11 protein-coding genes are annotated in these 13,331 nt (G+C 71.7%); 3 read left to right on the plus strand and 8 right to left on the minus strand.

Annotation, left to right across the window (positions count from 1 at the left end):
* Nucleotides 1-60: 60 nt before the first annotated feature.
* From ACI2L3_RS02895 to ACI2L3_RS02910, 4 genes are all read right to left on the minus strand, one after another.
* Entirely contained in the window at nucleotides 61-999 is a 939-nt protein-coding gene (locus ACI2L3_RS02895) for a serine hydrolase (protein ID WP_404750497.1), read from the minus strand.
* Nucleotides 1,000-1,121: 122 nt separating this feature from the next.
* A complete protein-coding gene (locus ACI2L3_RS02900) occupies nucleotides 1,122-2,810 on the minus strand; it encodes a thiamine pyrophosphate-binding protein (protein WP_404750498.1) in 1,689 nt (562 codons plus the stop codon).
* Nucleotides 2,807-3,799 carry an agmatinase gene (gene speB / locus ACI2L3_RS02905; RefSeq protein WP_404750499.1) on the minus strand — a complete coding sequence of 331 codons (993 nt, stop codon included), beginning with the start codon at nucleotides 3,797-3,799 and terminating at the stop codon, nucleotides 2,807-2,809. Before speB ends, ACI2L3_RS02900 begins: the two co-directional genes overlap by 4 nt.
* A gap of 56 nt (nucleotides 3,800-3,855) precedes the next feature.
* Nucleotides 3,856-5,325 (minus strand): sodium:solute symporter, encoded by a 1,470-nt coding sequence (locus tag ACI2L3_RS02910; RefSeq protein ID WP_404750500.1) that lies wholly within the window; start codon nucleotides 5,323-5,325, stop codon nucleotides 3,856-3,858.
* 178 nt (nucleotides 5,326-5,503) lie between these two features.
* Here ACI2L3_RS02910 and ACI2L3_RS02915 point away from each other — a divergent pair, with 178 nt between their 5' ends.
* Both ACI2L3_RS02915 and ACI2L3_RS02920 read left to right on the plus strand, forming a co-directional pair.
* Nucleotides 5,504-6,991: a PucR family transcriptional regulator gene (locus ACI2L3_RS02915; RefSeq protein WP_404750501.1), complete on the plus strand. Its 1,488-nt coding sequence runs from the start codon at nucleotides 5,504-5,506 to the stop codon at nucleotides 6,989-6,991.
* Between the two features lie 79 nt (nucleotides 6,992-7,070).
* Nucleotides 7,071-7,859 carry a phosphatase gene (locus ACI2L3_RS02920; protein WP_404750502.1) on the plus strand — a complete coding sequence of 263 codons (789 nt, stop codon included), beginning with the start codon at nucleotides 7,071-7,073 and terminating at the stop codon, nucleotides 7,857-7,859.
* On the opposite strand, the gene ACI2L3_RS02925 is transcribed toward ACI2L3_RS02920, so the two are convergent.
* From ACI2L3_RS02925 to ACI2L3_RS02940, 4 genes are all read right to left on the minus strand, one after another.
* A complete protein-coding gene (locus ACI2L3_RS02925) occupies nucleotides 7,820-8,821 on the minus strand; it encodes a cation diffusion facilitator family transporter (protein WP_404750503.1) in 1,002 nt (333 codons plus the stop codon). The two genes, ACI2L3_RS02920 and ACI2L3_RS02925, sit on opposite strands and share 40 nt — an antisense overlap.
* A 20-nt stretch (nucleotides 8,822-8,841) precedes the next feature.
* On the minus strand, nucleotides 8,842-9,702 hold the full coding sequence (locus ACI2L3_RS02930) for an acyl-CoA thioesterase (protein ID WP_404750504.1): 861 nt from the start codon (nucleotides 9,700-9,702) through the stop codon (nucleotides 8,842-8,844).
* Between the two features lie 21 nt (nucleotides 9,703-9,723).
* On the minus strand, nucleotides 9,724-10,881 hold the full coding sequence (locus tag ACI2L3_RS02935; protein WP_404750505.1) for an acyl-CoA dehydrogenase family protein: 1,158 nt from the start codon (nucleotides 10,879-10,881) through the stop codon (nucleotides 9,724-9,726).
* A gap of 94 nt (nucleotides 10,882-10,975) precedes the next feature.
* Nucleotides 10,976-11,566: a TetR/AcrR family transcriptional regulator gene (locus tag ACI2L3_RS02940; RefSeq protein WP_404750506.1), complete on the minus strand. Its 591-nt coding sequence runs from the start codon at nucleotides 11,564-11,566 to the stop codon at nucleotides 10,976-10,978.
* A 120-nt stretch (nucleotides 11,567-11,686) separates the two neighbouring features.
* Between ACI2L3_RS02940 and ACI2L3_RS02945 the strand changes: the two genes are divergently transcribed.
* On the plus strand, nucleotides 11,687-13,318 hold the full coding sequence (locus ACI2L3_RS02945; protein WP_404750507.1) for a carboxyl transferase domain-containing protein: 1,632 nt from the start codon (nucleotides 11,687-11,689) through the stop codon (nucleotides 13,316-13,318).
* Nucleotides 13,319-13,331 lie beyond the last annotated feature (13 nt).

Below are 13,331 nucleotides of genomic sequence, written 5' to 3' on the forward strand. Positions count from 1 at the left end.
CCTGACCTGCCGAGAGGCCCAACGCGGCGGGACGCGGATTTCATCCCGCCGCAACAAATGTCAGTCGCCGGGCACCGCCACGAAGGCCTCACGGGGCGTGTCCGTCGGCACGTACCTGCTCGCCGCCGCCGCACGGGGCGTGAGGTCCTTGTGGATGGCCTTGGCCACGCCCTGAATCGTGGCGACGCCATAGTTCATCGTGCTGTTGCCGTGCGTGAGCACGGAGATCGTGTAGTCGTGGCCGCCGCCCTTGAACGCGCCGACGCTGTGCACCCGCCAGCCGTGGGTGGACCGCTGCAGCCAGCCGTTCTTGACGTGGATCTTGACGCCGGACGGCGCGCCCGCCGGGGTGCCCCAGCGCTGCGAGGAGACGACCTTGCCCATCAGCTTGAGGATGTAGGCGCGCGCGTTGTCGCTCAGGACGGAGTTCTGGGCGGTGACCAGCGCAAGGAGCTTCTGCTCGTCCGCCGCGTTGATCCGGGTCAGGCCCCAGTAGCCGCCGGACCCCGGCACCGTCTTCGTCATCTTCGCGGCCTTGAGGAACTCCTTGATCTTCCCCGTGCCGAGCTGGCGCCAGAGCGTGCTGGTCGCCGCGTTGTCCGACTTGGTGATCATCGCGTACGCGAGGTCCGACTCGCGCTCGGACAGCTTCCGCTCGGTCTTCTTGGCGTCCCACAGGAGCGCCGCGAGGACGGTCACCTTGACGACGCTCGCCGAGTCGAAGGCGGTGCCCGCGCGCAGGGTGCAGGTGGTCTTGGTGGTGCGGTCGTGGAGGCCCACCGCGACGGTGCCCTTGCGGTTCTTCAGCGCGGCGGTGATGTCCTTGGTGAGCTTGGCGGCCAGGCCGGCCTGCGCGGAGCTGCAGGTGACCGTGGGCGCCGGCGCGGCGGCGGCGGGCGTCGCGGTCGCGGCGGTGCCGAGCGGCACGAGCACTCCGGCGGCGAGTCCCGCCGAGAGTATGCGGGCACGCCGGGACATCCCGGTTACCGGGTGAGTCATGGAAGTCTTCCCATCCCCTTGGGTCCGTACAAGACCCACGGGGCCCGTACAAGTGCGTCCCCCGACGCACTCACTTCACATGACCCACCGGTACCGATGATGGTTGTACGAAGAAGTGATGATCAGCCCAGATGTGTCGGGGCGAACATCTTCAGGACCGCCGGAAGCACCACTACGGAGGGCCCCGGTTCGCCCAGCGCCTTCGCCAGGTCGTCCCTGAGCGTCTCCGGAGAGGACCGCACCCCCGGCACCCCGAAGGACTCCGCGAGCCTGACGAAGTCGGGCCGCGCCAGCTCCGTGCCGGTCGCCTCGCCGAAGGCGTCGGACATGTACTCGCGCAGGATGCCGTAGCCGCCGTCGTCGACGATCAGCCAGGTCACCGGCAGGTCGTACTGCTTCGCCGTGGCCAGCTCCGCGATCGAGTACATCGCGCCGCCGTCGCCGGAGACGGCGAGCACCGGGTGGGAGGGGTCGGCCACCGCCGCGCCGAGCGCCGCCGGAAAGCCGTAGCCGAGGCCGCCCGCGCCCTGCGCCGAGTGCATGGTGTTCGGGCGCCGCGCGTCGAACGCCGACCACGCCCAGTACGCGAGGATCGTCATGTCCCAGAAGGACGGTGACGCGTCCGGCAGGGCGTCGCGGACAGCGGCGAGGACCTGCTGCTCCAGGGTGAGGTCCTGCGCGGCGATCCGCTCGCGGACGCGGTCGAGCACCGCCCGCACCCGCTCGGGGGCCTCCGCGTCCTCCCTGGGCGTCTCGATGGTCTCCAGGAGCGCGGAGAGGGCGATCCGCGCGTCCGCGTGGATGCCGAGCCCGGGGTGGTTGGACTCCAGCTTCCCGGCGTCCGCCTCGATCTGGATCACCCGGCCGCGCGGCTTGAAGGTGTGGTAGTTCGAGGAGAGCTCGCCGAGGCCCGAGCCGACGACGAGCAGGACGTCCGCGTCCTCCAGGAAGTCCGTGGTGTGCCGGTCCTCCAGCCACGACTGGAGCGAGAGCGGGTGCTGCCAAGGGAAGGCGCCCTTGCCGCCGAAGGTCGTGACGACGGGGGCGTTCACCAGCTCGGCGAGCGCGCGGAGCTTGCCGGAGGCGTCCGAGCGCACGACGCCGCCGCCCGCGATGATCGCGGGCCGCTCGGCCCGCGACAGCAGATCGGCGGCCACCGCGGTCAGCTCGGGGCGCGGCACGACCTCCTCCGGGGTCGCGTCCATCGCCGTCACGACGGGCAGCGTCGTCTCGGCGAGCAGCACGTCCTGCGGGATCTCGACCCAGACCGGGCCGTGCGGCGCGGTGAGCGCCGACTCCCAGGCCGCGGCGATGGCGGACGGGATCTGCGAGGCCGTACGGACCGTGTGCACAGATTTGACCACGTCACGGAAGGACGCCTGCTGGTCGCGGAGCTCGTGCAGGTAGCCGTGGCGGCCGCCGCCGAGCCCGGCCACCGGGACCTGGCTGCCGATCGCCAGGACCGGCGACGACCCCGCCGCCGCCTCCTGGAGCGCGGCGAGCGAGGTGAGCGCGCCGGGCCCGGTGGAGAGCAGCAGCGGGGCGACCTCGCCGGTGATCCGGCCGTACGCGTCCGCCGCGAACCCCGTGTTGTTCTCGACGCGGAACCCGACGTACGAGAGCGAGGAGCGCCGCAGCGCGTCGAACATGCCGAGCGCGTGCTGGCCCGGGAGTCCGAAGACGGTGGTCGCGCCGAGCCCGGCGAGCGTCTCGACGACGAGGTCGCCGCCGTTGCGCCCGGGGGGCGGGTTCAGGGCGGCCTCGGTCTGGGCGGCGGTGGGCCGCAGGACTACGTCGTGGTCGTGGCTCACCGCTCGCTCACCGCCTGGCGGGGCAGGCGGGCCTCCGCGATCTGGCGGGACATGATCGTCGTCAGCTCGTACGCCGTGTGGGAGGCCGCGACGGCCGTGATCTCGGCGTGGTCGTAGGCCGGGGCGACCTCGACGACGTCGGCGGAGACGAGGTTGCAGGAGGCGAGGCCGCGCAGGATCTCCAGGAGCTCGCGGGAGGTCATGCCGCCGGCCTCCGGCGTGCCGGTGCCCGGGGCGTGCGCCGGGTCGAGGCAGTCGATGTCGATGGAGATGTAGAGCGGGCGGTCGCCGATGCGCTGGCGGAGCTGGTCGGCGACCTCGTCGGCGCCGCGGCGGTAGATGTCCGCCGAGGTGACGATGCCGAAGCCCATCTTCTCGTCGTCGGTGAGGTCCTTCTTGCCGTACAGCGGGCCGCGCGTGCCGACGTGGGAGAGCGCCTCGGTGTCGAGGATGCCCTCCTCGACGGCGCGGCGGAACGGCGTGCCGTGCGTGTACTCAGCGCCGAAGTAGGTGTCCCAGGTGTCCAGGTGCGCGTCGAAGTGGAGCAGCGCGACCGGGCCATGCTTCTTGGCGACCGAGCGGAGCAGCGGAAGCGCGATGGTGTGGTCGCCGCCGAGAGTCATCATGCGGGCGCCGGAGCCGAGGAGGTCGTCGGCGGCGGCCTCGATGGTCTCGACGGCCTCGTTGATGTTGAACGGGTTGGCCGCTATGTCGCCCGCGTCGGCGACCTGCGCGAGCGCGAAGGGCGAGGCGTCCTGCGCCGGGTTGTAGGGGCGCAGGAGGCGGGAGGCCTCGCGGATCGCGTTGCCGCCGAAGCGGGCGCCGGGGCGGTACGAGACGCCGGAGTCGAACGGCACACCGACCACCGCGACGTCCGTCTTGCCGCCGACCTCGTCGAGGCGGGGCAGCCGGGCGTACGTCGCCGGGCCCGCGTACCGGGGGATGCGGGAGGAGTCGACGGGGCCGCGGGGCGTCTCGTTGCTGCTCATGGTGGGGAGTGCCTTCCTTTTTACGCTTCGATGCGCTTTGTGGGCGCTTTCTGACTTTACTGAGGTACGGGGGCCGGTTCGGCCGTGGGCTCGGGGTCGGCGCCGCGCCCGGCGAGGCGTTCGCGCCAGGCGGCGAGGACCGCCGGGTCGGTGGGCTTCGTGGCGAAAGAGGCCACTACGTAGACGCCGAGTGAGATCAGCAGCCCGTAGTAGACGGGCTCGTTGGCGAGGATCCCGTACCCCCACATGAGCCCGATGACGGACAGGCCGCCCGCGGCGACGGCGGCGAGCGCGCCGGCCGCGGTGCCGCGGCGCCACAGCAGCCCGCCGAGGATCGGCACGAGCAGACCGGCGACGAGCAGGTTGTAGGCGACGGTCAGGGCCTCGACGACGTCGTTGAGCGCGATGGCGATGAGGATCACGCCGACGCCCATGACGAGGATGAAGGCGCGGTTGCCCTTGACCTCGTCGTGCGGCTCGTCGTTCCGCTTTCCGACGGCGCCCCGCAGCCGCGACCAGATGTCGTTGTTGGCGACCGTCGCGCAGGCGATGAGCGCTCCGGAGGACGTCGACATCACGGCGGCGAGGGCGGCCGCGAGGACCAGTCCCCGTACGCCCATGGGGAGTTCGTCCTTGACGATGGTCGCGAAGGCCGCGTCGGCGCTCGGCAGCTTCGGGTACATGACCTTGGCGGCGGTGCCGATGACGGCGCCCGCGATCGCGTAGACGAGGCAGTAGGTGCCCGCGACGGTGCCTCCGTAGCGGGCGACCTTGTCGCTGCGGGCGGTGAAGACGCGCTGCCAGATGTCCTGCCCGATGAGCATGCCGAAGGTATAGATCAGCACGTACGTGAAGATCGTCTCGCCGCCGACGCCCAGCGGGTCGAAGTACTCGGTGGGCAGCTTCGCCTTCATCTCGCCGAAGCCGCCGGCCTTGACGACCGCGATGGGCAGGAGCAGGAGCAGCACGCCGATGGTCTTCACCACGAACTGCACCATGTCGGTGAGGGTGATGGACCACATGCCGCCGAGCGTGGAGTAGGCGACGACGATCGAGCCGCCGAGGACGATCGCCACGGTGCGGTTCAGGTCGAAGAGGACGTCGAAGATCGTGGCGTACGCGATGGTCGAGGTGACCGCGAGCATCAGCGTGTACGCCCACATGACCACTCCGGAGATGACGCCCGCGCGCCCTCCGTAGCGCAGGTCGAGCATCTCGGAGACGGTGTACACCTTCAGGCGCGCGATGCGGGCGGAGAAGAACACGCTCAGCGCGAGGAGCCCGAGGCCGATGGTGAAGACCATCCAGGCGCCGGAGAGCCCGTACTGGTAGCCGAGGCCCACGCCCCCGATGGTGGACGCGCCGCCGAGGACGATGGCGGCCATGGTCCCGGAGTACATCCACGGCCCGAGGCGGCGCCCGGCCACCAGGAACTCGCTCTTGGACTTGGCGCGGCGCATGCCCCACCAGCCCATGGCCAGCATCCCGGCGAGATAGACGACGATCACTGTGTAGTCGACGGCCATAAGGGGGCCTCCTTCGCGCACCTCGGTGGCGTGTCGTGCAGATGGAGTGAGGACCGGCCGCGGGGACATCCGCCCGTACCCGCGGCCTGTGGTCGGCACGACCTTAGGTGGCCGGAAAGCAACGCTGAAGTGTACGTTTCCTCCACTCTCCGCGACTCGGACGGATGGAATGTCCACCATGGCCGACCCCACGGCTCTCCCCACGGCTCCCCCCACGGTTCCCCCCACCCCGCCCGTCCCGCTCGCCGCGCTGCTCGCCCGCGAGGATCTCGGCCTGCGCCAGCTCGCGGGCCCCGACGCGCGGGCGGCCGGCCCGGCCGTGCAGTGGGTGCACACCTCGGAGATGGCAGACCCGTACCCGTACCTGCTCGGCGGCGAGCTGCTCCTCACCGCGGGCGTGCACATCACCGACCCGGCGGACTCGGGCGCCTACCTCGACGCCTACGTGTCCCGGATCGTCGCGGCGGGCGGCGCGGCCCTCGGCTTCGGCGTCGCGCCCGTGCACGACACGGTGCCGCCCGCCCTCGTGGCGGCCTGCGACCGGTACGGCCTGCCGCTCGTCGAGGTCCCGCCCCGCACCACCTTCAGCGGCGTCGCACGGGCCGTGTGGCGGCTGATGGCCGAGGCCCGGCACGCGGAGCTGCGCCGCGTCACGGAGGCGCAGCAGGGCCTCGCCACGGCCGCCGCACGCCCCGACCCGGTCCCGGCCGTACTGCGCCAGCTCGCGGCCCGGCTCGGCGGGGCGGCGGTGCTGTACGGGCCGGACGGGGCGGAGCTCCAGGCGGCGGGGCGGGTTCGGGACGCCGCGCGCGGCGCGCTGCGGGAGCTGACCGAGGTCGTACGCCGCCCCGCGCCCACGGCCCCGGCGTCCGCCGCCGACTCCGCAGGGACCACGCACCTGGCCGCCTACGCCCTCGGCGGCGGCCGCGGCTTCGCGCTCGGGATCGCCACGGAGCGCCGCGAACCGGGCGACCACACCATCGCGGGGGCGGCCGTCGTGCTGCTCTCGCTGCTCACCGGCGAACACCAGGGCGCCTCCGAGGCGGCCCGCTCGGCGGCGCTGGTGCGGCTGCTCCTCGGGGCGCCCCCGGAGGAGATCGGCCCTCTCCTCGGGAGCGACCTGTGGACCGTGGTGCACGCGCGCGGGGAGCGCACCCCGCTGTCCGCGTCCGCCCTCGCCGCGGCGCTGGGCACCGGTCTGGTGGACCCGCGCGGCTCCGAAGACGCCGTACGCCTCCTCCTCCCCGCCGACCGCGAGGTCACCGCGACGGACGGCTGGACCCTGGGCGCCTCCGCCCCCGCACCCCCCGGCGACCTGTCCGCCGCCGACGCGCAGGCGGCCCGCGCCCTGCGCCGCGCGGAGGCCACCCGGCAGCCCCTCGTACGCCACCACGAGAACGGTCTCGCCGCCCTGATCGCCCCGCAGGAGGCCGACACCCACGCGCGCGTGCTGCTCGCCCCGCTGGCCGGCAACGACGCCCTGACCACTACCCTGCGCACCTGGCTCTCCCTGCACGGCAGTTGGGACCGCACGGCGGTGGCACTCAGGGTGCACCGCAACACGGTCCGCCAGCGCATCGCCCGCTGCGAGGCCCTCCTCGGCTCCGACCTGAACGACCCGGACGTCCGCATGGAGCTGTGGTTCGCGCTGAGCCGCACCTCCTGAGGCCGAAGGGGCAGAGGTCACAGGTCCGGGGTTCGGGACAGCCCACCGCCGGAGCGTCACCGACGGCAGAATGGGACGCATGCCGATACCCACCCGTGCCGCGCTCGTCGACCACCTAGTCCGCACCCGTATCGCGGGTGACGTCGCCACGCCCCGCGACAACAACCTCAGCCACTACAGGAAGCTCGCGAACGGCGACCGCCACTACTGGCTCGGTCTGGAGCTCGGCGACCGGTGGACCGACGAGCAGGACGTCCTCGCGGTGATGGCGGAGCGCTGCGGCGTCATCGACGACCCGCAGCACCGGCACGGCCAGGACACCATCGACCCGGAGCTGACGGTCGACGCCCTGGAGCGGATGGCGGCACGCCTGCGCAAGGCGGCCGCAAGCAAGGAGAGCGTGCTTTTCGCGACCGGTCACCCCGGAGGGCTGCTCGACGTGCACCGCGCGACGGCCGCGGCCCTGCGCGCGGCGGGCTGCGAGATCGTGGTGATCCCGGAGGGTCTGACGGCCGACGAGGGCATGGTCTTCCAGTTCGCGGACGTGGCGGTCCTCGAACGCGGCGCGACGCTGTGGCACACGCACTCCCCCGAGCCGATGAACGCCATCCTGGACGGCCTGGAGCGCGAGGGCCGCCCGCAGCCGGACCTCGTCGTCGCCGACCACGGCTGGGCGGGGCGCGCGGGCCAGCGCGGCCTGGACTCCATGGGGTACGCGGACTGCAACGACCCGGCGCTGTTCATCGGCGAGGCCGAGGGCACCGTGCAGGTGACCGTGCCGCTCGACGACCACGTCCTGAGCCCGCGCCACTACGACCCGCTGACGGCCTACCTGCTCGACGCGGCGGGGCTGACGCCCGCGTCCTGAGCCGGGCCGGGTGTCGGGTCCAGGTAGACGCGCCGGACCGCGGGGAAGCGCTCCTGGAGGCGCTGCGCCATCCGGTCGCAGGCCCGCTCGATGTCCCCGGCCGTCGACACGTCCCGGAAGTCGACCTTCGCGGCGACCAGGGCCTCCTTGGGGCCCTGGAGGAGCGTGGTCAGCTCCAGTACGTCCACCACGTGCGGGTCGGCGAGCAGTTCGGCACGGACGGCGGCCCGCATCTCGGGCGGCAGCGGACGCCCGATGAGCAGCTCGGAGTTGGCGTGCCCGAGGACCCAGGCGACGTACACGAGCAGGACGCCGATGCAGAGCGAGGCGACGCCGTCCCACACGCCGGACCCGGTGAGCTGCCCGCCGAGCAGTCCGGCCGCGGCGAGCACGAGGCCCGCCAGCGCCGCCGAGTCCTCCATCACGACGGCCTTGACCGCGGTGTCCGGAGTGTGGCGCAGATAGCGCTTGAGGTGGACTCCGAAGCGGGCCGCCTCGCCGCGCGCCTGCTTGAGGCCGGTGCGCAGCGAGTAGCCCTCCAGGAGGAAGGCGATGGCGAGCACGATGTACGAGATGAGCGGGTCGCCGGGGTCCTCGCCGTGGGTGAGGGTGTGGATGCCGTCGTAGACGGCGAAGACGCCGCCGCCGACGAAGGTGGCGACGGAGGCGAGCAGCGCCCAGATGTAGCGGGCGCCTCCGTAGCCGAGCGGATGCTCCTCGTCGGCGGGTCTGTCACTGGCCTTCAGGGAGACGAGCAGCATCAGCTCGGTGACGGTGTCGGCCACGGAGTGCGCCGCTTCGGAGAGCATGGCGCTGGAGCCGCTGATGACGCCCGCGACGGCCTTGGCCAGCGCGATCCCGAGGTTGGCGACGGCGGCGACGATGACGGTGAAGGTGCTTTCGCCACTCTCGCCGCTCTCGCCACTCGCGCCGTTGCCCTGCTGTTCCACTTGCTCCGACATGTATCGGACGGTATGTCCGATCAGCGGGGAACGCGAACGACACCCTCCTGGATGACCGTCACCGCGAGCCGCCCGTCCTGCGTCCAGATCCGCGCCTGGCCGAGCCCGCGCCCGCCGGAGGACGACGGCGACTCCTGGTCGTACAGCAGCCATTCGTCCGCGCGGAAGGGCCGGTGGAACCACATGGCGTGGTCGAGGGAGGCGCCGACGACGTCGCCGACGGCCCAGCCGCCCCGGCCGTGCGCGAGCAGCACGGAGTCGAGCAGCGTCATGTCGGAGACGTACGTGGCGAGGCAGACGTGCAGCAGGGAGTCGTCCGCGAGCTTGCCGTCGGTGCGGAACCACACCTGGGAGCGCGGCTCGCGCGGCTTTCCGACGGTGGCCCAGGGCGGCTCGTCGACGTAGCGCAGGTCGACGGCGGCGCGGGTCTCCAGGAGCCGGTCCGCGACCTCGGGCGGCAGGTGGCGCGGGAGCGTCTCGGCGGCGGTGGGGAGCGTCTCCGGGGCGGGCGCGGGCGGCATCCCTGCCTGGTGCTCCAGGCCTTCCTCGTACGTCTGGAAGGACGCGGAGAGGTGGAAGATCGGCTGCCCGTGCTGGACGGCGACGACGCGGCGCGTGGTGAAGGAGCGGCCGTCGCGGATGCGGTCCACGGAGTACACGATCGGGGCGCCGGGGTCCCCGGGGCGCAGGAAGTACGCGTGCAGGGAGTGTGCGGGACGGTCGTCGGGGACGGTGCGTCCGGCGGCGACCAGCGCCTGTGCGGCGACCTGGCCGCCGAAGACGCGGGGCACGAGCGCCGAGCGGCTCACGCCCCGGAAGATGTCCTCCTCGATCTGCTCCAGGTCGAGCAGAACGAGGAGGTCGTCAAGTGCCTGGTTCATGAAGACAGTTCTACAGGCGTTCTACAGGCCCATGTTCTTCGCGATGATCATCTTCATGACCTCGCTGGTGCCGCCGTAGATGCGGTTGACGCGGTTGTCCGCGTACAGGCGGGCGATGGGGTACTCGTTCATGAAGCCGTAGCCGCCGTGCAGCTGGAGGCACTTGTCGATGACGCGGTGCGCGACCTCGGTGGTGAAGAGCTTCGCGGAGGCGGCCTCGGCGGCGGTCAGCTCACCGGCGTCAAGGGCCTCCAGGGCGCGGTCGACGACGGCCTCGGCGGCGTCCACCTCGGCCTGGCAGGCGGCCAGTTCGAACTTGGTGTTCTGGAACGAGGCGACGGGCTTGCCGAAGACCGTGCGGTCCTGGACGTACTCCTTGGCGAACCGGACGGCGGCCTTGGCCTGTGCGTACGCTCCGTAGGCGATGCCCCAGCGCTCGGAGGGGAGGTTGCTGCCGAGGTAGTAGAAGCCCTTGTTCTCCTCGCCGAGGAGGTCCTCGACGGGGACCTTGACGTCGACGAACGCCAGCTCGGCGGTGTCGGAGGTCTTCAGGCCCAGCTTGTCGAGCTTGCGGCCGATGGAGTAGCCCTCGGACTTGGTGTCGACGGCGAAGAGCGAGATGCCGAAGCGGCGGTCCTCGGCGGTGGGCGCGGCGGTGCGGGCGCAGACGATCACGCGGTCGGCGTGGACACCGCCGGTGATGAAGGTCTTGGAGCCGTTGAGGACGTAGTGGGTGCCGTCCTCGGAGAGCTTGGCGGTGGTCTTCATGCCCGCGAGGTCGGAGCCGGTGCCCGGCTCGGTCATCGCGAGGGCCCACATCTCCTCGGCGGAGACGAACTTCTCCAGGTAGCGCTTCTTCTGCTCGTCGGTGGCGAGCATCTTGATGTACGGCAGGGCGAGCAGCACGTGGACGCCGGAGCCGCCGAAGCTGACGCCCGCGCGGGCGGTCTCCTCGTACTGGACGGCCTCGAACTTGTGCGTGTCCAGGCCGGCGCCGCCGAACTCCTCGGGGACGTTGATGCCGAAGAGGCCCAGCTCGGCGAGCTTGTAGTAGAACTCGCGCGGCACCTGGCCGGCGGCGAACCACTCCTCGTGGACGGGGACGACCTCGGCCTCGATGAAGGCGCGCAGGGTCTCCCGGAACGCCTCGTGGTCCTCATTGAAAACGGTACGGCGCACGGAGAACTCCCTCTGCCAACAGCTGCCTGCATCGACTAAGCGCTTGCTCAGAGGAAGGTTACCCGGCGGTCACCAGAGCGTCCAGAGACGCGTGTCACTCCGCGGCGGCCGCGAATGCCCCCCGGGCCAGCCGGTGCAGGAGTTCCGCCATGGCCGCCCTGCTGGGCAGCGCGTCGCGGCGGCTCAGGTGCGGCGTGGAGTTCAGCAGGCCGAAGACGGCGTGCACGGACACCCGCGCCGCGTTCTCCGCGAGGTCCGGATAGACCTTGCGGACGACGTCGACCCAGATCTCCACGTACTGCCGCTGGAGCTGGCGGACCAGCTTGCGGTCGCTGTCCCGCAGGCGGTCCAGCTCGCGGTCGTGCAGGGTGATCAGGGAGCGGTCGTCGAGCGCGAAGTCGATGTGCCCCTGGATCAGCGCGTCGAGGACCCGCTCGGGCGATCCGTCCACGTCGGCCACGCAGTGCTTGCCGCCCGTCAGGAGCTGCCCGCTGATGCCCACGAGCAGTTCGGCGAGCATCGCGTCCTTGCCCGCGAAGTGCCGGTAGAGACCGGGCCCGCTGATGCCGACGGCGGCTCCTATCTCATCCACGCCGACCCCGTGGAAGCCCCGCTCGGCGAAGAGCCGGGCGGCTTCCTTGAGGATCTGCTCGCGACGGGTGGGGGCGTCGGTTCTGGTGGCCATGGAATTGATTCTAGACAGGCCGGTTAGCGGTCGTTAACCTGAACGAAACGCGTTAACGCTCATTAACCGATCAGAGGTCGACCGAGTGAACCGAGTGGACCGAGCAAGGGGGCTCGACTGATGCGGCAGGCACCAGTGCTGACGAGCGCGGCTGACCCCGCGTCCGAGGCATGGCGGGCGAACGAGACGGCGCACACCGCCCTCGTCGACGAGCTGCGGGCCAAGCTCGCGGCGGCCGCGCTCGGCGGCGGCGAGCGGGCGCGGGACCGCCATGTGGCGCGCGGCAAGCTGCTGCCCCGCGACCGGGTGGACACGCTCCTCGACCCCGGCTCGCCCTTCCTGGAACTGGCTCCCCTCGCGGCCGACGGGCTGTACGGGGGAGGCGCTCCGGCGGCCGGTGTCATCGCCGGCATCGGCCGGGTCTCGGGCCGCGAGTGCGTGATCGTCGCCAATGACGCCACCGTCAAGGGCGGCACGTACTACCCCATGACGGTGAAGAAGCACCTGCGCGCCCAGGAGGTGGCCCTGGAGAACCGCCTCCCGTGCCTGTACCTGGTGGACTCGGGCGGCGCCTTCCTGCCGATGCAGGACGACGTCTTCCCCGACCGCGAGCACTTCGGGCGGATCTTCTACAACCAGGCGCGGATGTCGGGCGCAGGCATCCCGCAGATCGCCGCCGTCCTCGGCTCCTGCACGGCCGGCGGGGCGTATGTCCCGGCGATGAGCGACGAGGCGGTGATCGTCCGCAATCAGGGCACGATCTTCCTCGGCGGCCCGCCGCTGGTGAAGGCCGCCACCGGAGAGGTCGTCACCGCCGAGGAGCTCGGCGGCGGCGAGGTCCACTCGCGGACCTCCGGGGTGACCGACCACCTCGCCGAGGACGACGCCCACGCCTTGCGCATCGTGCGCACCATCGTCTCCACGCTCCCCGAGCGCGGCCCGCTGCCGTGGACCGTGCGGCCGGTGGAGGAGCCGAAGGTCGATCCCCTGGGGTTGTACGGCGCGGTGCCGACGGACTCCCGCACTCCGTACGACGTCCGCGAGGTCATCGCGCGCGTGGTCGACGGTTCCCGCTTCGCCGAGTTCAAGGCGGAGTACGGCACGACGCTGGTCACCGGCTTCGCCCACATCCACGGCCACCCGGTCGGCATCGTCGCGAACAACGGCATCCTGTTCTCCGAGTCCGCCCAGAAGGGCGCCCACTTCATCGAGCTCTGCGACCAGCGCGGCATCCCGCTGGTGTTCCTGCAGAACATCTCCGGCTTCATGGTCGGCAGGGACTACGAAGCAGGTGGCATCGCCAAGCACGGCGCCAAGATGGTGACGGCCGTGGCGTGCACGCGCGTGCCGAAGCTGACGGTCGTCGTCGGCGGTTCGTACGGCGCGGGCAACTACTCCATGTGCGGCCGGGCCTACAGCCCCCGCTTCCTGTGGATGTGGCCGAACGCCAAGATCTCCGTGATGGGCGGCGAGCAGGCCGCCTCCGTCCTCGCCACCGTCAAGCGCGACCAGCTGGAGGCGCGCGGCGAGCAGTGGACCGCCGAGGACGAGGAGGCCTTCAAGGACCCGATCCGCGCGCAGTACGAGGAGCAGGGGAGCGCGTACTACGCCACGGCCCGCCTCTGGGACGACGGCGTGATCGACCCTCTGGAGACCCGGCAGGTCCTCGGCCTGGCCCTGACGGCGTGCGCGAACGCACCGCTTCCCCAAAAGGACCCCGCGGCGCCCGCCTTCGGCGTCTTCCGGATGTGAGGAACGAATGACG

This window comes from Streptomyces sp. NPDC029674, assembly GCF_044903205.1.
In the GTDB taxonomy this organism is placed as follows: domain Bacteria; phylum Actinomycetota; class Actinomycetes; order Streptomycetales; family Streptomycetaceae; genus Streptomyces.

What these genes read in the sequence shown, in the direction of transcription:
- ACI2L3_RS02910 (WP_404750500.1), bottom strand. Translation starts at nt 5,325, where the DNA reads ATGGCCGTCGACTACACAGTGATCGTCGTCTATCTCGCCGGGATGCTG.
- ACI2L3_RS02930 (WP_404750504.1), bottom strand. Translation starts at nt 9,702, where the DNA reads ATGAACCAGGCACTTGACGACCTCCTCGTTCTGCTCGACCTGGAGCAG.
- ACI2L3_RS02945 (WP_404750507.1), top strand. Translation starts at nt 11,687, where the DNA reads ATGCGGCAGGCACCAGTGCTGACGAGCGCGGCTGACCCCGCGTCCGAG.
- ACI2L3_RS02920 (WP_404750502.1), top strand. Translation starts at nt 7,071, where the DNA reads ATGCCGATACCCACCCGTGCCGCGCTCGTCGACCACCTAGTCCGCACC.
- ACI2L3_RS02940 (WP_404750506.1), bottom strand. Translation starts at nt 11,566, where the DNA reads ATGGCCACCAGAACCGACGCCCCCACCCGTCGCGAGCAGATCCTCAAG.
- speB (WP_404750499.1), bottom strand. Translation starts at nt 3,799, where the DNA reads ATGAGCAGCAACGAGACGCCCCGCGGCCCCGTCGACTCCTCCCGCATC.
- ACI2L3_RS02925 (WP_404750503.1), bottom strand. Translation starts at nt 8,821, where the DNA reads ATGTCGGAGCAAGTGGAACAGCAGGGCAACGGCGCGAGTGGCGAGAGC.
- ACI2L3_RS02915 (WP_404750501.1), top strand. Translation starts at nt 5,504, where the DNA reads ATGGCCGACCCCACGGCTCTCCCCACGGCTCCCCCCACGGTTCCCCCC.
- ACI2L3_RS02895 (WP_404750497.1), bottom strand. Translation starts at nt 999, where the DNA reads ATGACTCACCCGGTAACCGGGATGTCCCGGCGTGCCCGCATACTCTCG.